At 66.5% G+C, this 23,987-nt stretch carries 26 protein-coding genes; 11 read left to right on the top strand and 15 right to left on the bottom strand.

The window, feature by feature from the left end; genetic code table 11:
* Positions 1–9: 9 nt before the first annotated feature.
* Positions 10–288, bottom strand: coding sequence for a DUF3572 domain-containing protein (locus tag JNJ68_RS10515; protein WP_294982200.1), 279 nt, complete (start codon positions 286–288; stop codon positions 10–12).
* A 136-nt stretch (positions 289–424) separates the two neighbouring features.
* Here JNJ68_RS10515 and JNJ68_RS10510 point away from each other — a divergent pair, with 136 nt between their 5' ends.
* Positions 425–1,813 carry a diguanylate cyclase gene (locus JNJ68_RS10510; protein ID WP_294982198.1) on the top strand — a complete coding sequence of 463 codons (1,389 nt, stop codon included), beginning with the start codon at positions 425–427 and terminating at the stop codon, positions 1,811–1,813.
* A 21-nt stretch (positions 1,814–1,834) separates the two neighbouring features.
* Here JNJ68_RS10510 and JNJ68_RS10505 read toward each other — a convergent pair whose 3' ends face one another.
* The 4 genes from JNJ68_RS10505 to JNJ68_RS10490 are packed head-to-tail and all read right to left on the bottom strand — an operon-like array spanning position 1,835 to position 3,827.
* Positions 1,835–2,335 (bottom strand): periplasmic heavy metal sensor, encoded by a 501-nt coding sequence (locus tag JNJ68_RS10505; protein ID WP_294982196.1) that lies wholly within the window; start codon positions 2,333–2,335, stop codon positions 1,835–1,837.
* Between the two features lie 2 nt (positions 2,336–2,337).
* A complete protein-coding gene (locus JNJ68_RS10500) occupies positions 2,338–2,673 on the bottom strand; it encodes a hypothetical protein (protein ID WP_294982194.1) in 336 nt (111 codons plus the stop codon).
* Positions 2,663–3,271, bottom strand: coding sequence for an RNA polymerase sigma factor (locus JNJ68_RS10495; protein ID WP_294982192.1), 609 nt, complete (start codon positions 3,269–3,271; stop codon positions 2,663–2,665). The genes JNJ68_RS10500 and JNJ68_RS10495 overlap by 11 nt, the downstream gene beginning before the upstream one ends.
* 40 nt (positions 3,272–3,311) lie before the next feature.
* Entirely contained in the window at positions 3,312–3,827 is a 516-nt protein-coding gene (locus JNJ68_RS10490) for a hypothetical protein (protein ID WP_294982191.1), read from the bottom strand.
* A gap of 192 nt (positions 3,828–4,019) precedes the next feature.
* On the opposite strand from JNJ68_RS10490, the gene JNJ68_RS10485 reads away from it, so the two are divergent.
* Both JNJ68_RS10485 and JNJ68_RS10480 read left to right on the top strand, forming a co-directional pair.
* Complete coding sequence (locus JNJ68_RS10485; protein ID WP_294982480.1) at positions 4,020–4,421, top strand: DUF983 domain-containing protein; 402 nt, start codon at positions 4,020–4,022, stop codon at positions 4,419–4,421.
* Positions 4,414–5,025: an NUDIX hydrolase gene (locus JNJ68_RS10480; protein WP_294982190.1), complete on the top strand. Its 612-nt coding sequence runs from the start codon at positions 4,414–4,416 to the stop codon at positions 5,023–5,025. The genes JNJ68_RS10485 and JNJ68_RS10480 overlap by 8 nt, the downstream gene beginning before the upstream one ends.
* A gap of 82 nt (positions 5,026–5,107) precedes the next feature.
* On the opposite strand, the gene JNJ68_RS10475 is transcribed toward JNJ68_RS10480, so the two are convergent.
* Positions 5,108–6,019: a fatty acid desaturase gene (locus JNJ68_RS10475; protein WP_363165757.1), complete on the bottom strand. Its 912-nt coding sequence runs from the start codon at positions 6,017–6,019 to the stop codon at positions 5,108–5,110.
* Positions 6,020–6,124: 105 nt separating this feature from the next.
* On the opposite strand from JNJ68_RS10475, the gene JNJ68_RS10470 reads away from it, so the two are divergent.
* Complete coding sequence (locus JNJ68_RS10470) at positions 6,125–6,982, top strand: helix-turn-helix transcriptional regulator (protein ID WP_294982478.1); 858 nt, start codon at positions 6,125–6,127, stop codon at positions 6,980–6,982.
* On the opposite strand, the gene JNJ68_RS10465 is transcribed toward JNJ68_RS10470, so the two are convergent.
* The 3 genes from JNJ68_RS10465 to JNJ68_RS10455 are packed head-to-tail and all read right to left on the bottom strand — an operon-like array spanning position 6,979 to position 9,131.
* Positions 6,979–7,440 (bottom strand): lipocalin, encoded by a 462-nt coding sequence (locus JNJ68_RS10465; protein WP_294982188.1) that lies wholly within the window; start codon positions 7,438–7,440, stop codon positions 6,979–6,981. The two genes, JNJ68_RS10470 and JNJ68_RS10465, sit on opposite strands and share 4 nt — an antisense overlap.
* A 14-nt stretch (positions 7,441–7,454) precedes the next feature.
* A complete protein-coding gene (locus tag JNJ68_RS10460; protein ID WP_294982186.1) occupies positions 7,455–8,033 on the bottom strand; it encodes a hypothetical protein in 579 nt (192 codons plus the stop codon).
* A 57-nt stretch (positions 8,034–8,090) separates the two neighbouring features.
* On the bottom strand, positions 8,091–9,131 hold the full coding sequence (locus tag JNJ68_RS10455) for an aldo/keto reductase (protein ID WP_294982184.1): 1,041 nt from the start codon (positions 9,129–9,131) through the stop codon (positions 8,091–8,093).
* Positions 9,132–9,333: 202 nt separating this feature from the next.
* Between JNJ68_RS10455 and JNJ68_RS10450 the strand changes: the two genes are divergently transcribed.
* The 4 genes from JNJ68_RS10450 (at position 9,334) to JNJ68_RS10435 (ending at position 12,804) form a co-directional block, all read left to right on the top strand.
* Positions 9,334–9,903, top strand: a complete 570-nt coding sequence (locus JNJ68_RS10450; RefSeq protein ID WP_294982182.1) for a YceI family protein — start codon at positions 9,334–9,336, stop codon at positions 9,901–9,903.
* Between the two features lies 1 nt (position 9,904).
* Positions 9,905–10,447: a cytochrome b gene (locus tag JNJ68_RS10445; protein ID WP_294982180.1), complete on the top strand. Its 543-nt coding sequence runs from the start codon at positions 9,905–9,907 to the stop codon at positions 10,445–10,447.
* Between the two features lie 92 nt (positions 10,448–10,539).
* Positions 10,540–12,258: a methionine--tRNA ligase gene (metG, locus tag JNJ68_RS10440; RefSeq protein ID WP_294982178.1), complete on the top strand. Its 1,719-nt coding sequence runs from the start codon at positions 10,540–10,542 to the stop codon at positions 12,256–12,258.
* A gap of 390 nt (positions 12,259–12,648) precedes the next feature.
* The gene (locus JNJ68_RS10435; protein ID WP_294982176.1) at positions 12,649–12,804 is read left to right on the top strand and encodes a hypothetical protein; all 156 of its coding nucleotides are present in this window, start codon (positions 12,649–12,651) and stop codon (positions 12,802–12,804) included.
* Between the two features lie 7 nt (positions 12,805–12,811).
* Here the strand turns inward: JNJ68_RS10435 and JNJ68_RS10430 are convergent, their stop codons facing one another.
* From JNJ68_RS10430 to JNJ68_RS10415, 4 genes are all read right to left on the bottom strand, one after another.
* Positions 12,812–14,026: an FAD-binding oxidoreductase gene (locus tag JNJ68_RS10430; protein WP_294982175.1), complete on the bottom strand. Its 1,215-nt coding sequence runs from the start codon at positions 14,024–14,026 to the stop codon at positions 12,812–12,814.
* Between the two features lie 96 nt (positions 14,027–14,122).
* Positions 14,123–14,632, bottom strand: coding sequence for a copper chaperone PCu(A)C (locus JNJ68_RS10425; RefSeq protein ID WP_294982173.1), 510 nt, complete (start codon positions 14,630–14,632; stop codon positions 14,123–14,125).
* A 28-nt stretch (positions 14,633–14,660) separates the two neighbouring features.
* Complete coding sequence (locus JNJ68_RS10420) at positions 14,661–16,028, bottom strand: PepSY domain-containing protein (RefSeq protein ID WP_294982171.1); 1,368 nt, start codon at positions 16,026–16,028, stop codon at positions 14,661–14,663.
* Between the two features lie 91 nt (positions 16,029–16,119).
* Positions 16,120–16,482, bottom strand: a complete 363-nt coding sequence (locus tag JNJ68_RS10415; RefSeq protein WP_294982169.1) for a hypothetical protein — start codon at positions 16,480–16,482, stop codon at positions 16,120–16,122.
* 129 nt (positions 16,483–16,611) lie between these two features.
* Between JNJ68_RS10415 and JNJ68_RS10410 the strand changes: the two genes are divergently transcribed.
* Positions 16,612–17,679, top strand: coding sequence for a dipeptidase (locus JNJ68_RS10410; protein ID WP_294982167.1), 1,068 nt, complete (start codon positions 16,612–16,614; stop codon positions 17,677–17,679).
* A 66-nt stretch (positions 17,680–17,745) separates the two neighbouring features.
* Here JNJ68_RS10410 and JNJ68_RS10405 read toward each other — a convergent pair whose 3' ends face one another.
* Positions 17,746–18,630 carry a hydrogen peroxide-inducible genes activator gene (locus JNJ68_RS10405; protein WP_294982165.1) on the bottom strand — a complete coding sequence of 295 codons (885 nt, stop codon included), beginning with the start codon at positions 18,628–18,630 and terminating at the stop codon, positions 17,746–17,748.
* 164 nt (positions 18,631–18,794) lie between these two features.
* Between JNJ68_RS10405 and katG the strand changes: the two genes are divergently transcribed.
* Entirely contained in the window at positions 18,795–20,963 is a 2,169-nt protein-coding gene (gene katG / locus JNJ68_RS10400; protein WP_294982163.1) for a catalase/peroxidase HPI, read from the top strand.
* Between the two features lie 57 nt (positions 20,964–21,020).
* Here the strand turns inward: katG and JNJ68_RS10395 are convergent, their stop codons facing one another.
* Positions 21,021–21,929, bottom strand: coding sequence for a LysR substrate-binding domain-containing protein (locus JNJ68_RS10395; RefSeq protein WP_294982161.1), 909 nt, complete (start codon positions 21,927–21,929; stop codon positions 21,021–21,023).
* Positions 21,930–22,021: 92 nt separating this feature from the next.
* On the opposite strand from JNJ68_RS10395, the gene JNJ68_RS10390 reads away from it, so the two are divergent.
* The gene (locus JNJ68_RS10390; protein ID WP_294982160.1) at positions 22,022–23,587 is read left to right on the top strand and encodes a trimethylamine methyltransferase family protein; all 1,566 of its coding nucleotides are present in this window, start codon (positions 22,022–22,024) and stop codon (positions 23,585–23,587) included.
* The last annotated feature ends 400 nt before the right edge of the window (positions 23,588–23,987 follow it).

Genomic DNA, 23,987 nt, shown 5'->3' with positions numbered 1-23,987 from the left:
TCCTTCCCGTCAGGTCCAGTTCACCACAGCCCCGCCCGGCAGGACCGCCCGGGCCGCCTGCGGTGCAGTGTAGGCTTGTCTCGAGGCATCGCAGAAGGCAACCACCCATCTGTCGTCCTGCATGAGGAAATCCAGCACCGCCGCCAGAAACTCCGGATCGACCGCCTTCTGACGCAGGTCGGACAGGGTCGCGCCGGTCGCGGTCAGGAACAGCGGAAACAGCTGATCCTCCGAGGCGATCCACCCCAGGGCCTGCAGCGCAAGGGTTTGTGCTGCCTCTGGTTGCATCCTGCCCGTCCTTCCGTTGCCGAAACCCCGTCACGCAGCGGAATATGATCATCCCCTGGTCGGACAGAAAGGATTCCTTAACCTTCTTGGCCGCAGACTCCGGCCATCTAGAACAAGAGAAGACGGCAACGGGAAGATGAGCGCAAGGATACTCATCACGGATGACGTGGCGGCGAACCGGATCGTCCAGCAGGCCCGGCTGTCGGCGGCCTGCTACGAGACAGTCCTGGCCTGCAATGGCGCCGGCTGTCTTGCCGTCGCACGGCTGGATCAACCCGATCTGGTGCTCCTCGATCTCGATCTGCCCGACATCTCGGGGCTTGACGTGCTGCGCACCCTGCGCCGCGACGCCCGGTGCCGCGACATCCCGGTCATCGCGCTGACCGCGACCTCGGCCCCCACCGAACGGCTGGCCGCCTTCGCGGCCGGGGCGGATGACGTGATGGACCGCCCGGCGAACGAACGGGTGCTGATGGCGCGGCTGCGCAATCTCCTCCGCCTGAAGGCCGAGGGGGAATTTCCGGCGACCGAGGGCATTCCGCTTGCGGGCCTTGCCGAGGCCCCCGCCGCGTTCGAGCCCCAGGGCACCATCGCACTGGTCGCTCCCCTTGCCACGCGCGCCGAAAGCCTGCGCGCGGCATTGGCCGACCAGTTGCGCGACCGTCTGGTCGTCCTGTCACGCAGCGAAGCGCTGACCGACATCCCGACGGCCCGGGATCATGACGGACTGCCGGAGGTGTTCGTCCTGATGGATGACGGGCAAAATCCATCGGCCACGTTGCGGCTTCTGTCGGAGCTGAAAAGCCATCAGCCCACCCGTCACGCTGCCGTCTGCGTCGTGGGCCCGGCGGGAGAGGGGGACGAGGCGGCGATGGCCTTCGATCTTGGCGCCGACGATGCGGTCGGCCCCTCGGTCATGCCCGAGGAGCTGGCGCTGCGCATCCGCGGGCTTCTGCGCCGCAAGCGGCAGTCCGATCGCCGCCGCGCCCGGATGCAGGACGGCCTGCGCCTTGCCATGCGCGATCCGCTGACGGGGCTTTACAACCGCCGCTTCGTGGTCCCGCAACTGGCCGCCATCGCCGCCCGCGCCTGCGAGGAAGGGACTCCCTTCGCAGTCATGGTCATGGACCTCGACCGCTTCAAACAGGTGAACGACCTTCACGGCCATGCCGCCGGCGACCAGGTTCTGATCGAGGCGGCGCGGCGGCTGTCGGCGAACCTGCGCGAGACCGACGTTCTGGCCCGGATCGGGGGCGAGGAGTTTCTCGCGATCCTGCCCGGCAGTTGCACGGCGAACGCCCGTCGGGTGGCGGAGCGACTGTGTCAGGCGATGGACGAGGATCCGATCCGCCTCGCCTCGGGCGAAGTGCTGCATGTCACCGTCTCGATCGGCGTCGCCGTCGCCGGGACCGGGGGTGAGGCCGGCTTCGCCATCGAGCGCCTGGTGGAACAGGCCGACCTCGCGCTGCTCGACTCCAAGGGGGCGGGGCGGAACCAGGTCACCTTCCGGATGAACGCCGCCTGAACCGGGTCAGGCCCGGAGGTTTCAGTCCTTGCCGCCGCGCCTAAGACCCTTTTCCAGCCGGTCGGCAAAAGCCGCGCGTTCGCTGGGCGACATCTCGATCAGCCGGGTTTCGATCAGGCTTCGACCAAGGTCCAGCCGTTGGGCGTTGCGCGCCTCGAGCGCCTCCAGCGCCGCCTTCAGCGCCTCGGGATCGAAGGGATCGGCCCGGAGGGTGGCAAGCAGCGTCTCGAACTCGGCTCGCGCCGCCGCGCGCTGCTCGCGGAACTCGCCCAGCCGTTCCAGCAGCGCCTTGCGGATCGCCCGGCGGTCGTCTTCGTCCAGCGCCTCGGTGAACGGGCCGAAGGACATATCGCGGGGCATCCCCCGGTGCGGCCCGTCGCCGAGCCAGGCTCCGACGGCGAGCCCTGCCACGCCAAGGTTCAGCGCCACCGACAGCGCCAGCGCGATCTTCACCCCGCGTGGGGTGGCTGGGGCGGGAGCCGCTGATGGCGGCGTCGGTGCGGTGGTGTGCGGGTCGCTCATCATCAACCTTCCGTGGTCAGGAAATCGGCGCCGGGGAAGAACTCGGTCGCATCGGCGGTGGCGCCGGTCAGATAGTCCAGCGTCGTGGGACTGTAGTAGCCCAGCACCAGCCCGAAGACCGCCGCCGTGCCCAGGCCCGCCAGTGCGGGCGCGCCCCCGAAGACCGCCGCCAGCCGCGCCAGCACCCCCGGTCGCGGCGCGGGCGCCGCCGGGCGGAACGCCGCGGCCCCCGGCTGCAAGGCAAGCGCATCGGCCAATACCCGCTCCATCAGCGCCTCGGATGGCACCAGAGGCCGCCGCGCCGCCACTGCCAGCAGGTCGTCAATATCATCCTGCATCTGCGTCATCCTCATAGCCCAGGGCCGCCTTCCGACCCGCCAGGATCGCCGACAATGCCCGCTTGCCGCGCGCCGTCAGGCTTTCCACCGCCTCGACCCCGATCTCCATGATCGCCGCGATCTCGGGGTTCGTCATCCCTTCCAGGTGCCGGAGCACCACCGCCTGTCGTTGCCGGTCGGGCAGGTCGGACAGCGCGGCCTCCAGAGCCGCCATCCGCCGCGCCTCGATCAGCCGTCCCTCGGCTCCCGGTGCCGGATCGGCCACCTCGGGAGCGTCGTCCAGCGCCAGCTGCCGCCTGCGCCCGCGCGACCGCTGCCGGTCGATGCAGAGGTTGGTGGCAACCCGGTAGGCCCAGGTCGTCACCTTGCTTTCGCCCTGCCGCCACTCAGGCGCGACCTTCCACAGCCGCAGCATGGTTTCCTGCGCCACATCCTCGGCCTCGGCCCGGTCGCCGGACAGAAGCCGCGCGGCATAGGCCAGGACACGCGGGGTGATGCGCCGGGCCAGGGCCAGCGCCGCGTGACGGTCTCCATTGGCATAGAGCACCATCAGCGCCTCGTCCGAGGTCTCCCCTTGCGCATCGAAGGCCATGGTCATGCCCTGTGCTTAGCCGCTGCGGCCCGGGTCCGCAAAGGCCTTAGTTGTCGCCCATGCCCCACCCGCCGTGGCCGCGCTTCTTGTGGTGCTGCATCCCGGCCTGGATTTCCTCCTTGGTGACGAAACCGTCATTGTCGGCGTCGATCCGGGCAAAGTTGCGCATGCCCGGGCCTTCGCCCATCTCGTCCGGCGAGAGGCTGCCGCTGCCGTCATTGTCCATGTTGTCGAGCATTCCCTGCGTCCGTTCGGCAAGCTTCTCCTGGAACCGCGCCAGCGCCCGGGCCGACAGTTCGTCCGCGCTGAGCGCCCCGTCCTTGTTGGTGTCGGCCGCGTCAAACTCGGCCTTCCGATGCGCTTCCAACTCGGCATAGGTGATCTTGCCGTCCTTGTCGGCGTCGACGGAATCGAACAGCTCGATCAGCATCGCGCCGCGGCCTTCGCCCTGCCCACCGGGCCCGCCCATGCCCATCCCGCCCTTCTCGGCCAGCACGGCAGAGCCCATCAGGGCGCCGATCACGGCCAGCGCGGCGATCGCGGATTTCTTCGGTCCAGTCATCGTCATCTCCTCATTTCCGGGCCGCTTCATCGACCCGTCTGCCCTTTCACACGGGCCGGTCCGCGGTTTCCGTCGCGGATTTTTGCGACATCCGGGCGCAGGGCCGGTCTTTCCCCTGTGAAACGCGCCGGGCCGTGTCTATGTTCGCGGCTCTTGCCAAAGCGCCCGAAGCGCAGGACCCTTTCGATGACCATGACCGAGACGACGCCAGTGACCGATTCCGAAGACCGCCCCTGGAAGCCTGCCGTTCTGCGTGGCTGGCGGCGGCGCTGCCCCAACTGCGGCGCGGGGCCGATGCTGCGCGGCTATCTCAAGGTGCGCGACGCCTGCCCGGTCTGCGGCGAGGAATTGCACCATCACCGCGCCGACGATGGCCCGGCCTACCTTACGATCCTGATCGTCGGCCACCTGCTCGCGCCGGTGCTTTTGTTCACCTACACCAAGTTCCGGCCCGAGCCGCTGGTCATGGCGGTGGGCTTCACCATCGGCACCGTGGCCCTGTCGCTCTACCTTCTGCCCCGGCTGAAGGGCGCGCTGGTCGCGTTGCAATGGGCCAACCGGATGCACGGTTTCGGCAACCGCCCGCATGACTGACGAACCGATCCGCCACGCCGCGACCGTCGTCCTCTGGCGCGAAAGCCCGGACGGCCCGCAGGTCCTGATGGGCCAGCGTGGCGAAGGGGCGGTGTTCATGCCGTCGAAATTCGTGTTCCCCGGCGGCCGGGTCGATGCCGAGGATCACGCCGCCGCCCGCCCGGGCTTTCTGTCATCGGACTGCGCCCGCCGACTGGCCCTGCTGGCCCCTGACGACGCCCCCGGCCCCGATGTGCTGGTCGCCGCCGCGCTGCGCGAGTTGACCGAGGAAACGGGCCTGAACCTTGGCGCGATGGAGCACCCGACGCTCCGCTTCATCTTCCGCGCCATCACGCCCCCCGGCCGCACCCGCCGCTTCGACGCGCGCTTCCTGCTGGCCCATGCCGACAGCCTTGACGGCGACGGCAATGACTTCGCCACTGCGTCGGGAGAGTTGCAGCATCTGCGCTGGTTGCCCCTGCCCGAGGCGCGCGCGCTGGACCTGCCCTTCATCACCGAGGTCGTATTGGCCGAGGTCGCGGTGCTGGTGGCGGGCGGCGATCAACCCGGCGTGCCGTTCTTCGACAATTCCGGCAGCACCCCGCAGTTCCGCCGGATTGTCTGACGGGTTGCCCATCGATGACTTCGTCACGCCTCGCGATGGCCTGGCCCGACGAGAAGACAACGTCGCACGAGGAGGTGCTGCCTCAGTCGCCCGACCGTTTCACCGGCCAGACCGGATGCGGCACCGGGTCTTTAGGGGTGAACAGGTAGCGGCGGAAGATCTCGGTGTAGCTGCGGTAGACATAGGCCTCGTTGCGGCGCCGGTAGTGATCCTTCCGCGCGGCATACATCGCGGGCAGCTTGTACCAGGCGACCGCAGGGTGCATGTGGTGGACGACGTGAAAATTGTTGTTCAGGAACAAGAGGCTCAGCGGCCCCCGGCTTTCAATGATCACCGTCCGCGCCCGCGCCGCCTCATGCGCGCGGTGCTCAAGATAGGTCCGTATCTTCAAGAGCGCCGTCCCGATATACGCCGCCGCCAGATAGGCCCAGACCGGCATCGTTCCCACCGCAAGAAGCCATCCCAGGACCAGCGCCAACCCCAGCAGGTGCAGCGCCCAGGCCAGCATCACCCGCCGGTCCCCGCGCAGCGCCAGATGCAGGTCCATCGCGAGGAAGGTCGCCGTCCCCACCAGCGGCCCGATCAGCACCCGCCCCGCCAGCGTGTTGTTGACCCGCAGGATCAGCCTCGCGATCCCCGGCAGCCGTGCCCAGACGGCCGGATCGCAGAAGTTCGATTCCGGGTCGTCATTGGGGTCGGTCAGGGCCGGTTCGTGGTGATGCTGTAGATGGGTGTCCTTGAACCGCAGATAGGGGATGAAGAGCCCCGTCGCCGGGAAAACCAGCGCCTCGGACAGGGCCTGCAAGCGGAACGGGTGACCGTGCAACACCTCATGCGCCAGTGACGAAAGCTGCGCGATGGCGATGCCGGTGACAAGGATGGCCAGCGTCGCCGAAACGGGCCAGAGAAGCGTGGTGCCCAGGGCCCAAAGGGCATAGGTTATGACGAAAACAAACACAGTCGGCCATTCCGTAGCCCGGGGGGCGGTCTGCACGATGATCCTCAAGTGTTACCTGTCGACATGCTATCAAGCGGCGTCACTGCCGTGAATTCAGGGTATTGTAAACTTGACTCAGCGTTCGTTCTGTAAAATCATCAACTGATGGATAAAGTCGACAAACGCGACCGAGCCATGCAATTCCGTGCCCGCCTGGCCGAGGCAATGGCAGCACGAAAGATGACTCAGGCGGACCTCGCGCGGCAGACCGGGGTCGACCGCTCCACCATCTCGGCGCTCCTGCAACCCGGCACCCGGCTGCCCAATGCCCAGCTTGCCGCCGACTGCGCCCGCGCGCTTGGCATCAGCGCCGACTGGCTTCTTGGTCTCTCCGGTCGCCCCGAACCCATTGCCGATCTCCTCGCCGCCTCGCTGTCGCTGACCGAGGCCCCGCGCGCGCTGATCGACGAACGCATCTTCGGCTGGCACCAGGAGGCCGCAGGCTACAAGATCCGCCATGTCCCCGCGACGCTGCCCGACATGCTGAAGACCCGCGCGGTGGTGGAATGGGAATACGAGCCCCAGCTTGGCCGCACCGCCGAACAGGCCATCGGCGCCTTCGAGGACCGGCTGCGCTGGATGCGCGGCTCCGGGTCGGACTACGAAATCGCACTGCCCCTGCACGAACTTGCCGCCTTCGCCACCGCCTCGGGCTATTACGAGGGCCTGCCCGCCGAAACCCGTCGCGCGCAGCTCTCCCATCTAAGGACGCTTTGCGACCAGCTCTACCCCTCGCTCCGCCTCTGCCTCTTCGATGCGAGGAAGCTCTTCTCGGCCCCCGTCACCGTCTTTGGCCCGATGCTCGCTGTCATCTATCTGGGCCGCCATTACCTTGCCTTCCGCGACTCGGCCCGGGTCGAGACGATCACCCAGCATTTCGACCTCCTGGTCCGCGAGGCCGAGGTCGGCGCGCGCGATATGGTCGCCCATCTGCAAGGCCTGCTGGATCGGGTACATTAAAGCGCGGTGAGAGCTTCGGTTCGGTAGCCATTGAAGTCGAAGACTTCTCTTGCAGCCTCCAGCCGGTCGGCGGGGATTTCACCCCGGTCGAGCAGGATCCCGAACCGCCCCGAGGGCGTCCCGATGGCCAGCGTCCGGTAGCCCACATCAACCCAGATCACCCACCAGTCCTCGCCCTTCACCCGAAGCCGCCCCGGCCCGACCAGGGGGGCCAAGCCCGATACCTTCTCGGCCTTTCCCGCCAGGCACAGCGTTCCCGCCAGGCGAAGCCCGGCAGCTTCGGGCGTGATCTCCACCGCCCCCGCCCCGCAGGACCCCGAAGTCCGGAAATCCGCCACTTGGATCCATGTCCCCACCACTTGTCCCGGCTGGAAGGCCGCCGCCGACCAGATCGGCGTGCCTTCCGCGCGGAACGCGGGGGCGGAGGCGGGCTTCGCCACGCAGGCCGCCAGCAGCATTGCGAAGGCCAGCGCTAGTCGAGACACAGGGTTACTCGCGCGCCGTTGTCCTGGAGGATCTCGTTGCAGCCATAGAGCGGCTTCAGCGGCGAGCAGGTGCCCGACCTGGCGAGGCACACCCCGTCGCACTGGCTTTCCCGGTCGCAACGCTTGCCGCCGTCCCGGGTCCGGAAGACGCAGGCCCGTGCGTCGCCCTTGCCGATCCCGGACCAGCTGCCCTTCTTCTTTTCGCACGCGAGTTGCATCTCGGACTTCGGCGTCACCGGCGTCGCCTGCAGGTCGGACTTTGGCGCCGGGCTGCCGGGGTCTTCCCCGGGCTCGCCCCCTGCGGCAGGGGCGGTTCCAGCATCGGACTGGGGCGCGGATTGCGCGGCGGCCTTGTCGGTCCCGACCGGTTCGGTGCCAGCGGCAGCCACGGTTCCACCCGACGGGGCGTCGAGCGCCGTCACCTCGATCTCGCCTCCGGTCAGCGGGTTTCCGGCCGGCGGACCCGACGCGCCCTTCCCCGGGCCGGTCAGCTGGCAGCCCGCCAGCAGGCTGGCGACGCAGAGAACAAGCGCAACGAGGGACAGACGGCTTTGCGGGCGGGGCATCGGGCTCTCCGGTTCGGGGCCAGAAGTGCCTTGAACCGCCTCCCACCGCAAGTCCCGTCAATAAGGCGCGGGATGGGCCCGGTGGGTTTCCGCTATGTCCCTGAGCACTTCGCGCGACAAGGCGATGCCCGCCGCGCCGATATTGGTGCGCAACTGCTCCGGCGTGGTCGCACCGATGATCGGGATCGTCGGGAAGGGCCGTGTCCGACAGAAGGCGATGGCCATCTGGCAGGGGTCGAGTTCATGCCGCGCCGCGACCCCGAGATAGGCCGCCACCGCCGGAAACACCCGCGCGGTGATCCGGCCCGAAAGATGCGGGTTCAGGCTGCGGCGCGAGCCTTCGGGGATCACGTCGCCCGCATACTTGCCGCTGAGAAGCCCGGTCGCCAGCGGCGAGAAGGCCAGGAGCGGCATGTCCTCGATCACCGACAACTCGGCCCAGTCGGTGTCGAACTGGCGGCAAAGGAGCGAATATTCGTTCTGCACCGTCGCCATCCTTGGCAGACCCAGCGTCTCGGCCAGATGCAGCCAGCGTGCTGCACCCCAGACGCTTTCGTTCGACAGGCCGATGGCCCGGATCTTGCCTTCCGCCACCAGCTCCTGCGCTGTGGTCAGGATGTCGGTCATGCTCGCCGTTTCGGCCGCCTTGTCGATCCCCGAGGGAGCATAGCGCCAGGACTGGCGGAAGTGGTAACTTCCCCGGTTCGGCCAGTGCAGCTGGTAAAGGTCGATGTAATCCGTCTGCAAGCGCCGCAGCGATGCCTCCACCGCCGCCCGCATCGTGGCCCCCGTGACAGGCTGGCCCGGTCGAATGATCTGCCCTTTTCCCGCCACCTTGGTCGCGATCACCAGCCTGTCCCGCCCACCGCGCGACGCCAGCCACGAGCCGATGATCTCCTCCGTCCGCCCGACCGTCTCGGCCCGCACCGGGTTGACCGGATACATCTCTGCCGTGTCCCAGAAGGTCACGCCATGCTCCAGCGCCATGTCGGCCTGCGCATGGCCCTCGCTTTCGGTGTTCTGCGAACCCCAGGTCATCGTGCCGAGGCACAGTTCGGAAACCGTCAGTCCGGTCTTGCCAAGGGTCAGGGTCTGCATCGGCAACTCCTTCTTGTCCGGGCGAAGGCTAGGCCGGATCAGCGCGGGATCAAAGGTCCCGCCCGCACGTCATCGAAAAATCCCCGTTGTTGACGGCGGCTCCAGCGCGCAAAAGGGCAGAACCGAACCTCGCGCGGGGTCGGATTTGCCAAATTCGCCCCCCACGCTAGAACCCCGACAGACAGTAACCGGGGGGGTTCACATGCGCCGTCTTGCCGTCCTTTTCCTCGCCACGCTTTTTCCCTTGCAGGGGGCCAGCGCCGCGACCACCGCCTATCATCTCGACCCTGTCGATTCGACCGTGGCTTTCGAGACCGACTTCGGCCCCGACCTCATCACCGGCTCGATCCCGCTCGAGAAAGCCGACCTGAAGCTCGACTTCGACAATGTTGCGAACTGCACCGTCGCGGTCGCGCTGGACGTGACCGGAGCCAAGGCCAGCTTCCCCTTCGCCGCCCAGGCGCTGAAAGGCCCGAAGGTCTTGGACGCGAAGGGCCATCCCCGGATGACCTTCGACAGCACTTCGGTCAAACGCGCGGGCGAAGCAGCCGATGTCACCGGCAACCTCACCATCCGCGGCGTGACGAAGGCCGTCACGCTCCACGCGCAGATCTTCCGCCCCAAGGGGAGCACTGCGGGCGACCTAGACCATCTCACCGTCAAGCTTACCGGCAAGGTCAACCGCTCTGACTTCGGCGCGACCGGTTGGTCCGACATGGTGGGCGACGAGGTCCGCATCATCATCACCGCCCGCATCGACGCGGCGGGCTGACATGGCGCTGCGGAACGGCCCCGAGGAGTTCGGCCTTGTCACAAGGGTGATCCACTGGACGATGATGCTGATCGTCCTCGGCCAGCTCGCCCTCGGCCTCCGGCTTGACAGCATGGAGCCCGGCCTCGCGAACCTCTGGCTCTATGGGCTGCACAAGACCGTGGGCTTCATCGTCTTCGCCCTGATCCTCGTCCGCATCGCCTGGCACCTTGTCAGCCCGCCGCCTCCGACGCTCGGCCCGCGCAACCTGCCTTTCTGGGCCGCCCGCGCCGCGCATTGGGCGATCTACCTCCTCCTCATCGCCATCCCCCTCACCGGCTGGGCCGGAAGTTCGGCGACCGGCATCGACGTGATGTTCGCCGACCGCTGGACCGTGCCCCCGCTGGTCGAGGCCTCCGAGGAAGCCGAAGCCTTCTGGTTCGGGTTGCACGACCTCCTGACCAAGCTTCTGATGGTGCTGATCGCAGTCCACATCCTTGGCGCGCTCAAGCGGCAGGCTGAGGGTGACGGAACCCTGACCCGGATGCTCAGAGGACGTGTCTAAAAATTTTCGCGAAGATTTTTAGACACCTCCCTGCGCTAGCCCTTTCGCACAGCTTCGGCTAAGCAATCGCCGGACTCATGCAAGGCGCAGACATGGCACGCATCCTCATCACTTCGGCCATCCCCTACATCAACGGGATCAAGCATCTGGGCAACCTCGTCGGCTCGCAGCTTCCGGCCGACCTTTTCGCCCGCTTCAACCGGGCGATGGGTCATGAGGTGATGTTCATCTGCGCCACCGACGAACACGGCACCCCGGCCGAGCTTGCCGCCGCCAAGGCCGGGAAGCCGGTGGAGGAATATTGTGCCGAGATGCACGAGGTTCAGAAGGCGCTGGCCGCCGGGTTCCGCCTCTCCTTCGACCATTTCGGGCGATCCTCCAGCCAGCGGAACCACAAGCTGACCCAGCACTTCGCCGGGAAACTGGACGAACACGGGCTTATCGCGGAAGTGTCGGAGAAGCAGGTCTTCTCCATCGATGACAACCGCTTCCTGCCCGACCGCTATATCACCGGCACCTGTCCGAATTGCGGGTACGAAGCCGCGCGCGGCGACCAGTGCGAAAACTGCACCAAGCAGCTTGACCCGACCGACCTGATCAACCCGCGCTCCTCGATTTCCGGCTCCACCAACCTTGAGGTGCGGGAAACCAAGCACCTCTACCTCAAGCAGCGCGCCCTGAAGGACAAGCTGGAGGCCTGGATCGACTCGAAGAAGGATTGGCCGATCCTGACCACCTCGATCGCGAAGAAATGGCTGAACGACGGCGACGGCTTGCAGGATCGCGGCATCACCCGCGACCTGTACTGGGGCATCCCGGTGAAGAAGGGCGACCAGCCCTGGCCGGGGATGGAGGGCAAGGTCTTCTACGTCTGGTTCGACGCCCCCATCGAATACATCGCCTGCACCGCCGAATGGGCGGACGCGAACGGCAAGGCGGACGCCGACTGGGAACGCTGGTGGCGCACCGACAAGGGTGCGGCGGACGTGACCTACTATCAGTTCATGGGCAAGGATAACGTCCCCTTCCACACACTGAGTTTCCCCGCCACCATCCTTGGCTCCGGCGAGCCGTGGAAGCTGGTCGACTACCTCAAGTCCTTCAACTACCTCAACTATGACGGCGGCCAGTTCTCGACCTCGCTGGGTCGGGGCGTTTTCATGGATCAGGCCCTGTCGATCCTGCCTGCCGACTACTGGCGCTGGTGGCTTCTGTCGCACGCGCCGGAAAGTGCCGACAGCGAGTTCACCTGGGAGAATTTCCAGGCTTCGGTGAACAAGGACCTTGCCGATGTGCTGGGCAACCTCGTCTCCCGCGTGACCAAGTTCGCCGTGTCGAAGTTCGGCAATGAAGTCCCGGCGGGCGGCAGCTTCGGCCCGCTGGAGACCGCGCTCATCGCCGACCTCGGCGCGCGGATCACCGACTACACCCGCTTCATGGAGCAGATGGAGGTCCGCAAGGCCGCCGCCGAACTGCGCGCGATCTGGGTGATCGGCAACGAATACCTGCAGGCCGCCGCGCCGTGGTCCGTGGTCAAGACCGACCCGGAGCAGGCCCAGGCCATCGTCCGCCTCGCCCTGAACCTGATCCGGGTCTACGCGATCCTCTCGGCCCCGTTCATCCCTGACGCCTCGACCACGATGATGCAGGCTGTGCGGTCGGACGACTGGACCTGGCCCACCGACATCTCCGCCGCGATGCGTACCCTGCCCCCGGGGCACGGCTTCGCGGTTCCGGAAAACCTCTTCCGCAAGATTACCGACGAAGAGCGCGCCGACTGGCAGACAAGGTTCTCCGGCGTCCGCAGCTAGGCAGATTTCCGCCTTTTCGCTGCACTTGCATCCAAGGTGCCGGTCAGCCGCGTTTCGGCTCCATGAAAGACGGACGGAAGCAAGACGTGCGGAGGACGCCGCCCTCCAGCCAGTCTTCCAGTTAATCCTGCCTTGTCAGGACCTTGCACAGACCATTCGCGATCAAACGAATCGTCTTTCACCTTCGTGATCCGCAGCGGAAAAAGGTTCGTTTGCAGCCGCAGAAATGCCTCCGGAGCGGGCAAATTTCTGCCCGCTCCGCTTTGCCACAGGACAAAATTCCGCCGAGACTGAAATCTTGGGGAAGCCACACCACACGCAATGGTGGTAATCTTCGGCCATCGGACCTGAGTCGCTGCCCGACTTCTGCCAAGTCCAGGAGAACCCGAGATGACACAGATTCTGCCTTCGCGTACCCGCCCCGTCAGAACCTATGCCGCCGTCGCCCTGTTCCTTGCCGTATATTTGGGAGTGCTGGTTTTTGTGTTTGCGCCAAAGGACCTGATCTCCGTCCAGTCACCGACGGCGCTGCTGCAAACCGACTGACCGCCGTTCAGATGATCGCCCCTTCCACCAGCGCGCGCCCCTCGGCGATGCGCCCGTAGTGGAACTCGGCCATGTCCAGCGTCCGATAGCCGCCGTGCACGATCAACTCCGCCGTCGCCCGTCCCATCGCTGGGGACTGCTGCAGCCCGTGGCCTGAAAACCCGTTCAGGAACAGGAAGTTGCCCACCTCCGGGTGCGGCCCGGTGATCGCATTCTGGTCCAGCAGGTTGTAATCGTACTGTCCCGCCCATTCGCTGATAACCTTCACCGCCTCGAAAGCCGGGATGCGCGTGGCGATATAGGGCCAGATCTTGTCCATCCAGAGCCCGTGATCCATCGCGAAATCGTCGAAGGCCACCGCCGGGTCAACATCGGCGTGGCCGCCGGCCATATAGGTCCCGCCCCCCATCTCGCGGACGAAAACCCCTGACGGATCAATGGTCAAGGGCAGCGGGCGGTCCAGCGGAGTCTCGGCCTGGATCACCCAGTTGAAGCGTTTCCGGGGCTCGATCGGGACCCTGATCCCCGCCATCGCGGCGACCTTGGCCCCGCGCGTGCCAGAGGCATTCACCACCATCCCGCAGGCGACGGTCCGGCCGGATTTCATCCGCACGCCAGCCACCCGGCCAGCAGCGACATCAAGCCCCACCACCTCGTCAGAGACATATTCCACCCCGGCCTCGCGAGCCTTGCGGTGGAACCAGTCAAAGACCGTCGAGCCGTCGAAATAGCCCTCGTCCCTGGTGTTCAGGCTGCCGAGCACCAGGTCATCGACCATCATGAAGGGAAATTCGGCCTTGATCTGGTCTGGCGAAAGCAACCGCGTGCCGGCACCCGCCGCCGCCTGCACCACCTGGTTGGCGCGCAGCACACGGGCGAAATCCTCACCGTCGGCAAGATAGAGATAGCCGAAATTCTGGATCTTCAATTCCGGCACCCTTTCGTCACCGCCCATCCGCGCCCGCAGGGACTGCACGAAATCGGCCCCGAACTGCGAGATGCGGATGTTCAATTCGGTCGAGAACTGCTGCCGGATGCAGGAAAAGCTCAGCGTCGTCGCCGCCTGTTCATAGGTCGGGTCGCGCTCCACCACCAGCACACGGCCCGCAAAGCCCAACTGCGTCAGCCACCACGCGGTCGACGATCCCATGATCGCCCCGCCGATGATGACCACGTCATAGGCGCCGTGCTTCGGTTCCGTCTGAAATCCCTGCATTTCCATCCCGCCTGAAGCTCTCGGGCACGGGTGTAGCGCAGCTTGTCCGCAGGGTAAATCCGGCGCGGGTCAGCCCCAGCGCCGGAATCCTGCAAGTGGGCCTCAGCCGCCCGAACCTTCGCCCATCTCCATCCCATCCATCTTGGAATGATCCATATCCTCCGTCCCGGCGCCCATTGGCGGGTCGATCATGAATTCCACCTCCGCCCGGCCCGCATGTTCGAAGATCAGCGTCACCTTGCGCATCTCGCCTTCCTTCAGCGTGTCCTTCAGGCCCATGAACATGATGTGGTAGCCGCCATGCTCCAGGTTCACAGTCTGGCCGGGCGGGATCTCGATGAAGTCGACGTGCTCCATCGTGCCGACGCCATTTTCATCGACCTTGCTCTCATGGGTTTCCGACTTGGCGGCGAAATCTGCCTCGACACCGATCAGCCGGTCGGCCTCGGCTCCGTTGTTGCTGATCGCCAGGAACCCCCCGGCAGCCTTGGCCGATGCGGCGGGTTGCGGGATGTTCGCGTGAATGATCTCCAGATCGCCCACCATCACCTCATGGGCAAGGGCGGGTCCCGCGAGCAATAGAGCGGCTGCGAAGGTCAGGATATATTTCATCGGTCTACTCCGTTTGAGGAAGGGAAAATCAGTTCACCAGCCGCTTCAAGGGCGGCAGAGCAGTCAGGACGACGAGGTCCAGCACCATCATCGCCAGCACGGTCAGGCCCAGCATCGGGAAGGCCAGCGACAGGCCGAGCGTGACCAGAAGCGCGCCCCTGGCGTAGGGAATGTCGACGGGCCGGGGCGGAGCGCCCAGCCGCGCCCCGGCGGGTCGGCGCTTCCACCAGAGCACCAGGCCCGAGACCGCCATCAGGATCACGGACAGGCAGAAGCCGGTGTTCAGTGCGATGTTCCACAGACCCAGGTCGCCCTCGTGGAAGGCGACGCCCCAGGCCATCAGCCGGGCATAGGCGGAATAGTCGGCATAGCGCACGTCGGCCAGGACATTGCCGGTATAGCGGTCGATATGGATCGTCCGATCCGCCCCGGGGTCCGGCCCATCGTTCGACATGCTGTCGTGGCTGATGGTGTAGACGCCCTTTTCATCGGCGGGCAGGTTCAGCTGATAGCGGTTGGCAAAGCCCAGGCTGTCGGCGAAGGCTGCAACGCTGTCCACCGTCACCGGCCCGGTGATCGCCTGCATTCCGGCCAGCGAGCCCGATTCCGGTATCGGCGTCTGTTCCAGTGCCCAGGGCACCTCCTTGGCCGCGCCATGGTTCATCGCGGCATGGGTCGCGTCCGACAGCGGCACCGCGTCCCATTTCTCCGCCGGAAAAGTCGACCAGGCCTGCACGAACTTGGTTCCCCAAAGGCCAGTCCAGGAAAGGCCCGAGATCAGGAACAGCACCAGCATCAGGCTGACCCAGAGCCCCAGCGCCCCGTGCAGAGATTTCCAGAACGCCCGGCCCCGCGCCGCCGTATGCACCGTCAACGCCTTGCCCCAGCCCTCACGCGGCCAGTGCAAGTAGAGGCCGCTGATCACCAGCAGCAGCCCCAGGCTAGCCGCCGCCTCGATCATCCAGTCGCCGGCATCGCCAATCAGGAGAGAGCCGTGGATGTCGGTCAGGTAGTCATACCATCCGGCCCGCCAGGGAAACTGGTTCAAGACCTCGCCGGTGTAGGGGTTGAGCGTGATGCCGGTCGTCACGTCGCCCGCAGCGACCGCGACGGTGGCGATATGGTCGGGCGAGAGCGGCGCGACATACTGGGTCGCGATGCTGCCGGGGATGGCGGCCTCGGCAGCGGCGGTCAAGGCGCTGACCGCAAGCAGATGATCGCCGCTGGGGATGGTCAGCTTCTCGTCACCGATCCCGGTCAGGACGGCGATCCACAGCATGATCAGCCCGGTGGTGGCGAGCATCAGCAGGAAGGGGATGACATAGAGCCCGGCATAGAAATGCCAGCGCCAGACGGCGAAATACAGACGGTTCGGGGTTTGTGTCTCGGTGGACATGAGGATGCCTTCGGTTCTCGTGGGAATGTGCAGGCGCGGGGCCTGCAAGCGGCACGGGAAGGCGGCGTCGATATGAAAAATGGCGCCGCCGTCAGGCGGTGGGCGGGCCTTGCGGCGGATGGGCCGGGTCGGTCGGGTGCAGCAGTGCCCGAATCTCGCGCGGGGCGATGATCTCGGCATGGAACGCGAATTCCAGGTCGATCCGCGGACCGGTCAGCGGGGGCAGGTCGGCCGTGCCGGTGATCTGACAGGCCTGGCACTCTGCCCCGCCATGCAGGGCCTTGGCGGGGTCAACACCGCAGAAGTCGCCGAGGCTGGCCCCGTTCTGAAGGGCGAAGGCCAGCGCCTCGTCCTCGGCCGAGGGCATCCGATGCGCAAAGCCCGTCGCCACCAGGGCAACGGTCAGGGCGACAAGCAACGCCACCCGATGCAGGGCATGGAGCATACGGACCATCCCCTTGGCATGGCCGAAGACGCCCCGCCCGTCAACCGTTCCGCGCCATCTGCGGCGAAACGGCCCGGCTTGCGCATCGGGTCAAAAGCCTCAAGAGTGGCCGCGAACCCCTGCAACCGGACCCAAGCAATGCCCGCCCAGATCCCCGTCTTCGATGGCCACAACGACATAGTCCTTCAGATCGCCGCCGCCGGAGAGAACCGCGCGAAGCTCTGGCTTCAGGGCGAGGGAGCGGGGCATCTCGACCTGCCGCGGATGCTGGCCCATGGCTTCGCGGGCGGCTTCTTCGCGGTCTACATCCCCTCGCCCGAGGAGGGCGAGCCGGTCGACCACGACGCCCTGATGGACAAGCCGCCCTATGACCTGCCGCTGCCCGGCCTGATCACCCACACCGCCGCCCAGCCCGTCGCGGTCGAGATGCTGGGCCACCTTCTCTGGATGGAGCGCGTGTCCGAGGGCCGCTTCCGCTGGTGCCGCAGCGCCGCGGAGATCCGCGCCGCGATGGCCGCGGGCGCCGTCGCCGGAATCCTGCACTTCGAGGGCGCCGAACCCACCGGCCCCAACCTCGACGCGCTGCACCTCTTCCACGCGATGGGCCTGCGCTCGCTGGGTCCGGTCTGGAGCCGCCCGACCATCTTCGGCCACGGCGTCCCCTTCCGCTTCCCCTCGACCGGCGACACCGGGCCGGGGCTGACCGACCTCGGCAAGGCCCTCGTCCGCGAATGCAACGGGCTTCGCATCATGCTTGACCTTTCCCACCTGAACGAGGCCGGGTTCTGGGACGTGGCAGAGCTCTCCAACGCCCCGCTCGTCGCCACCCATTCCAACGCCCATGCCGTCACGCCTTCCAGTCGCAACCTGTCGGACCGGCAGCTGCAAGCCATCGGTGAGACCGGCGGCATGGCGGGCCTCAACTTCGCCACCTGCTTCCTGCGCGAGGACGGCCGCCGCAGCCCCGAGATGACCCTCGACCCTGTCAAGCGCCATATCGAGCACATGCTGAAACTGGCGGGCGAGGATCATGTCGGCGTCGGCTCGGACTACGACGGCGCGACCACGCCCAAGGACATCGGCGGGGTCGAGGGCCTGCCGGTGCTGATCGGGGCGATGCGCGAGATGGGTCTGGGCGAGGCGCTGATCACCAAGATCGCCCATGGCAACTGGCTGCGGCTTCTGGAGCGCACCTGGGGCGGGTGAGCGGCGTGTTCGTCGGTTCCCTCCTCGCGGTATCCGAGAGGAGGAAACGAAGTCGAACGAGGAGGCTCAGGCGAAGGCGGCCCGCAATCCTTCGGCCAGGTCGGAGAACCGCTCCGACAGCGGGTTTGACCGCCGCCAGACCAGGCCGATGGTCCGCTTCGGTCGCGGCTCCGGCAGCTTGTGCAGGACCACCGGGGCCGAACGCAACTCCACCTCCGCCGCCATCTCGGGGATCAGCGTCACCCCGATCCCCGCACCCACCATCTGCACCAGCGTTGACAGGGACGAACCTTCCATGATCTCGCCGGTCGGGCGCGGCGGCAGCTTGCAGACGGCAATCGCCTGATCGCGGAAACAGTGGCCCTCCTCCAGCAGCAGCAAGGGCTCGGCGGGCAGGTCGGCCAAGGGCGGCACCGGCAGATGCGCCGCGTCCAGGTTGCGGACCAGCAGGAATTCCTCGTCGAACAAGGGGGTCTCGGCCAAAGAAGGCTCCGACACCGGCAGAGCCAGCAGAGCCAGGTCGAGCCGCCGCTCGGCCAGGTCGCGCACCAGCTTGGGCGTCACCGCCTCGCGCGGGCGCAGGTCGAGGTCGGGATAGGCCGCGGCCAGGTGCCGCATCACGCGCGGCAGGAGATAGGGCGCGACCGTCGGGATCACCCCCAGCCGCAAGCGCCCCGACAGCGCCGTCGAGGCTCTGGCCAGCGCGCCCAACTCATCCACCGCGCGCAGGACGTCGCGGGCACGCAGCGCAAACTCCTCGCCCAGCGCCGTCAAGCTGATCTGACGCGCCCCCCGCTCGACCAGCGGTGCACCCAGGATGTCCTCCAGCTCCTTGACCTGCAAGGAAAGCGCGGGCTGCGAGATCGACGAGGCCTCTGCCGCCCGCCCGAAATGCCGGTGCCGGGCAAGCGCGTCGAAATAGCGCAGGTGCTTCAGGGTGATTGGTATCATAGGCTCTGCATATCGCGGCGATAGGAAAATGAAAATTCCTATTATCGCTTTGAGGTGGTAGCCAATGGCTCAGGACGAAGACCGGCGACTCGCCCGCCTGCCCTTTCCCGGCGGAGCGGTTGTCGTGTTTTCGCCACCGCATTCAGCCAGACGAGGAGAGCAAGATGGACGGGAATGACACGGGACGCACGGGCAAGTGCCCGGTGATGCACGGCGCGATCACCGAGACAGGGACCACGGTGATGGACTGGTGGCCGAAGTCGCTGAACCTCGACATCCTGCACCAGCATGACAGCAAGGTGAATCCGCTGACCGGCTTCAACTACCGCGAGGAAGTGAAGAAGCTGGACTTCGAAGGCCTGAAGCGCGACCTTATCGCGCTGATGACCGACAGTCAGGATTGGTGGCCCGCCGACTGGGGCCATTACGGCGGGCTCTTCATCCGCATGTCCTGGCACGCCGCCGGGACCTACCGCATGGCCGACGGCCGGGGCGGCGCGGGCACCGGCAACCACAGATTCGCACCGCTGAACAGCTGGCCCGACAACGCCAACCTCGACAAGGCGCGGCGGTTGCTGTGGCCGATCAAGAAGAAATACGGCAACCGCCTGTCCTGGGCCGACTTGATGGCACTGGCCGGAACCATCGCCTACGAAAGCATGGGTCTGAAAACCTTCGGCTTCGGCTTCGGGCGTGAAGACATCTGGGCACCCGAGAAGGACACCTACTGGGGATCCGAGAGGGAATGGCTGACCGACAGCCGCTATCCGACCAAGGACGACCGCAAGTCGCTGGAAAATCCGCTCGCCGCCGTGGTCATGGGCCTGATCTACGTGAACCCGCAGGGCGTCGACGGCCAGCCCGACCCGACGAAGACCGCGCGCGACGTGCGCGAGACCTTCGCCCGCATGGCGATGAATGACGAGGAGACCGTCGCGCTGACCGCAGGCGGCCACACCGTCGGCAAGGCGCATGGCAACGGCAATGCCGCCTTGGTCGGCGCCGAGCCGGAAGGTGCGGGGATCGAGGAAGGCGGCCTCGGCTGGATGATCAACTCCACCCGCTCCGTGGGCCGCGACACCGTGACCTCGGGCCTGGAAGGTGCCTGGACGACGCATCCGACGAAATGGGACAACGGCTATTTCGACCTGCTCTTCAAATACGACTGGTGGCTGGCGAAATCCCCCGCCGGGGCCTGGCAATGGCAGCCGATCGGCATCAGTGAGGAAGACATGCCGGTCGATGTGGAAGACCCGTCGATCCGCCGGATGCCGATGATGACCGACGCCGACATGGCGATGCGCTTCGATCCGGAATACCGCAAGATCGCCGAGCGCTTCCGCGACGACCACGCCTATTTCAGCGACTGCTTCGCCCGGGCCTGGTTCAAGCTGACCCACCGCGACATGGGGCCGAAGGACCGCTACCTTGGACCCTGGGTGCCGCAGGAGGATCTGGTCTGGCAGGATCCGGTCCACGAAAGCTCTACCGCCTGGGACGTGGCGGCGGTGAAGGCGAAGATCGCCGCCTCCGGCTTGTCCGTCAGCGACATGGTCAGCACCGCCTGGGATTCGGCCCGCACCTTCCGCGGCTCGGACAACCGGGGCGGCGCGAACGGGGCGCGCATCCGTCTGGCCCCGCAGAAGGACTGGGAAGGTAACGAGCCCGCTCGCCTCGCCCGCGTGCTGTCGGTGCTGGAACCGATCGCGCGCGAGGCCGGGGCTTCGGTCGCTGATGTGATCGTGCTGGCGGGGAATGTCGGCGTGGAACAGGCGGCGAAGGCGGCAGGGTTCGAGGTGGCGGTACCCTTCCATCCGGGCCGCGGCGACGCGACGGACGCCGAGACCGACGCCGACAGCTTCAGCGTGCTGGAGCCACTTGCCGATGGTTTCCGCAACTGGCTGAAGCAGGACTACGCGGTCTCTGCCGAGGAGTTGCTGCTCGACCGGGCGCAGCTGATGGGCCTGACCGCACCCGAGATGACCTGCTTGATCGGCGGCATGCGGGTGATCGGCACCAACCACGGTGGAACGAAGCATGGCCAGTTCACCGACCGCGTCGGCGCGCTGACAACCGATTTCTTCACCGGGCTCACCGACATGGCCCTGAAATGGGTGCCGAAGGGGTCGAACGACTACGAGCTGACCGACCGCAAGACCGGCGCGGTGAAGTGGACGGCGACGCGCGCGGACCTCGTGTTCGGGTCGAACTCGATCCTGCGGGCCTATGCAGAGGTCTATGCCCAGGACGACAACCGCGAGAAGTTCGTGCGCGACTTCGTGGCGGCCTGGACCAAGGTGATGGAAGCCGACCGCTTCGACCTGCGGGCCTGATCTCGCGACACCTGACGGAACGGCCTGGTCACCGGGCCGTTCTCCTTCCCGCCAGACTCAGTCGCGGGGCTGGGCCAGAAGCCAGTCTCGCACTTCCAGCGCCGCGCGCGACAGGGTGGCCGCGCGCGGCCAGATCACATGGAACTGCAAGCCGGTGGTCAGCGCATGGTCGGAAAGCCGTACCAGCACGCCCTGATCCACCAGCCCCTCGACCAGATGCCGCCAGCCAAGCGCAATCCCCTGCCCCGCGATCACCGACTGCACCACGAGCACATAATCGTTGATCTGCAAGCCCTTCGGCACCCGCCGCCCTTCGATTCCGGCCGAAGCGAACCAGTCGCGCCAGGTCGCGGCCGAGCGGTGGGGCTCCTCCAGATGGATCAGCTGGTGCTCCAGCAGTTCTGCCGCCATCCGGGGCAGGTCGCGGCCCGCAAGATAGCCCGCCCCGCAGACAGGATAGATTTCCTCGGCCGCAAGCGGTGCCGCCTGATACTGCGGCCAGTCGCCGGGGTCGCCCCCCCGGATCGCCAGCGGAATGCCCTCGCCCACCAGGTCCAGGTCGCGGTCCGCGGTCTGAATGCGCAGGTCGATCTCGGGCAGGTCCGCCCGCAGCTGCGCCATGCGCGGCACCATCCAGAAGGCGGCGAAGGCGGTGGAGCAGGACAGCGTCACATGCCCCCCCGCCGCCACCGCCCGCAAGTCCTGCGCCGATCGCTGGATATGCTGCAACCCGATGGAGACATCGGCGTGGAACCGCGCGCCCGCCTCGCTGAGCCGCACCCGGCGATGCTCGCGCAGGAACAGCGCCGTGCCCAGATGCTCTTCCAGCCGATGCACCGCATAGGACACCGCCGCCTGAGTCATCCGCAACTCGCGCGCAGCACTCGTGAAACTGCCAAGCCGCCCCGCGGCCTCGAACACGACAAGGCTGTTGATCGAGGGAAGCAGGCTGCGCAGGGTTTCCATAAAGGCAGCTTATCAAGTCCATGAAACTTTTCCAGCGTCACACCGCCCGGTGACAGGTTTACCCTGCCGATGACTTATCGAAAGGCGGAATCATGGCGGACGGCGATCTTCCCGAACCGAAACGGCAGCGCGGCGGGCGGCAGAAGCTGCGTGATGCCCGCGTCGGCGTGGAGGCGGGCACCCATCGGCCCTATATCGTGCGCGGCATCCCGACCTATGACATCCTGTCCGAGGAAAGCCTGGTCGCCATCGAAGCCACTGCCGACCGCCTTCTTGCCGAGATCGGCATCGAGTTGCGCGACGATCATCCGACGATGCTGCTCTACAAGACCGCCGGGGCCGAGGTGACGCCGCAGACCGACGGCATCTGGCGGGTGAAATTCCCGCCCGGAATGCTGCGCGAAATCCTGAAGACCGCTCCGCCCGTCTTCACCCAGCACGCCCGCAACGCAGCCAACAATGTGCAGATCGGCGGCAACAACGTCGTCTTTGCGCCATCCTACGGTAGCCCTTTCGTCATGGACCTCGACCGCGGCCGCCGCTACGGCACGATCGAGGACTTCCGCAACTTCGTGAAGCTTGCGCAATCCTCGCCCTGGCTGCACCATTCCGGCGGCACGGTCTGCGAGCCGACGGACGTCCCGGTGAACAAGCGCCACCTCGACATGGTCTATTCCCACATCCGCTATTCCGACCGCGCCTTCCTGGGCTCGATCACCGCTGCCGAAAGGGCCGCCGACAGCGTGGAAATGGCGCGCATCCTGTTCGGCGAAGCGTTCACCGACCAGAACTGCGTGGTGATGGGCAACTTCAACACCACCTCTCCCATGGTGATCGACGGGGTGACGGCTGCGGGTATCCGCACCTATGCTGCAGCGAACCAGGGCTCGATCCACCTGCCCTTCCTGCTGGGCGGCGCTGTGGCCCCGCTGACCACCGCCGGGATGGTGGCGCAGGGCCTGGCAGAGAGCATGGCTTCCTGTGCCATCGCGCAGCTGACCCGGCCCGGCGCGCCGACGATCCTGGCCTCGTTCTTCTCGTCGATGTCGCTCAAGACCGGCTCACCCACCTTCGGCATGCCGGAACCGGCCATCGGCTCGCTTGCGATGGGCCAGCTTGCCCGCCGGTTGAACATGCCCCTGCGCTGTGCCGGGAACTTCAGCACGTCGAAACTGCCGGACGGGCAGGCGATGTGGCAAAGCATGATGTCGATGATGTCCGCCGTGCAGGGCGGGGCGAACTACGTCCTGCATTCTGCCGGGTTCCTGGACGGCCTTCTGTCCATGTCCTACGAGAAGGTGGTGATGGACACTGACATCTGCGGTGCGCTCCACTCTTATCTGGACGGCATGGCGGTGAACGAGGACACGCTCGCCTTCGAGGCGCTGAACGAGCTTGGGCCGGGTCAGCACCTCTTTTCCACTCAGCACACGCTGCGGCATTACGAGACCGCCTACTGGGATTCCGCGCTCGACGACAACCAGCCCTGGGAAACCTGGGACGAACAGGGCGGCATCGACTATGCCCAGCGCGCCAACGCCCGCTGGAAGAAGATCCTGCGCGACTACGAGGCCCCAGCGCTGGACCAGGGCACTGACGAAGCGCTGCTTGCCTTCATGGCCCGTCGCAAGGAGTCGATGGCCGATATGTGGTACTGAATCCCGCTCCCGCCCCCGGCGCAACTTGAGCAAGGCCCCTGGCGACCCCGGGATGTGGCCAGGCGTCGGAGGGAAGGACCCGTGCGGCCCCGGTCCGGTGTAGGCAACCGCCGCCTTTGATGCGCGTTGAAAGGCCCGGCAGCGATGCGCGCCTGCACCGATTCTGGCACTCTCGCCGACGGTCGCTGACCTACCTCCCGTTCGACATGATCAAGTGTCGCATCAGCGCGCTGACCTTGAAGCGTCCCGGGCTTGCCTGCGCGCAGCCGACCTCGCCGAGCGTCTCATCTGACCCGCGACCTTCCCGACATGACTGGGCACGGAGATCGACTCGGATCGGTTTGGTCAGGTTCAAGATTTTCCTTCGCTTTATTGAACGATAGTATAGTAAGGTGGCGGG

It is taken from the genome of Tabrizicola sp., assembly GCF_016793705.1.
Taxonomy (GTDB): Bacteria; Pseudomonadota; Alphaproteobacteria; order Rhodobacterales; family Rhodobacteraceae; genus Tabrizicola.
Note: the sequence above shows the minus strand (reverse complement) of the source record. Positions and strands in the feature narration are given on the sequence as shown.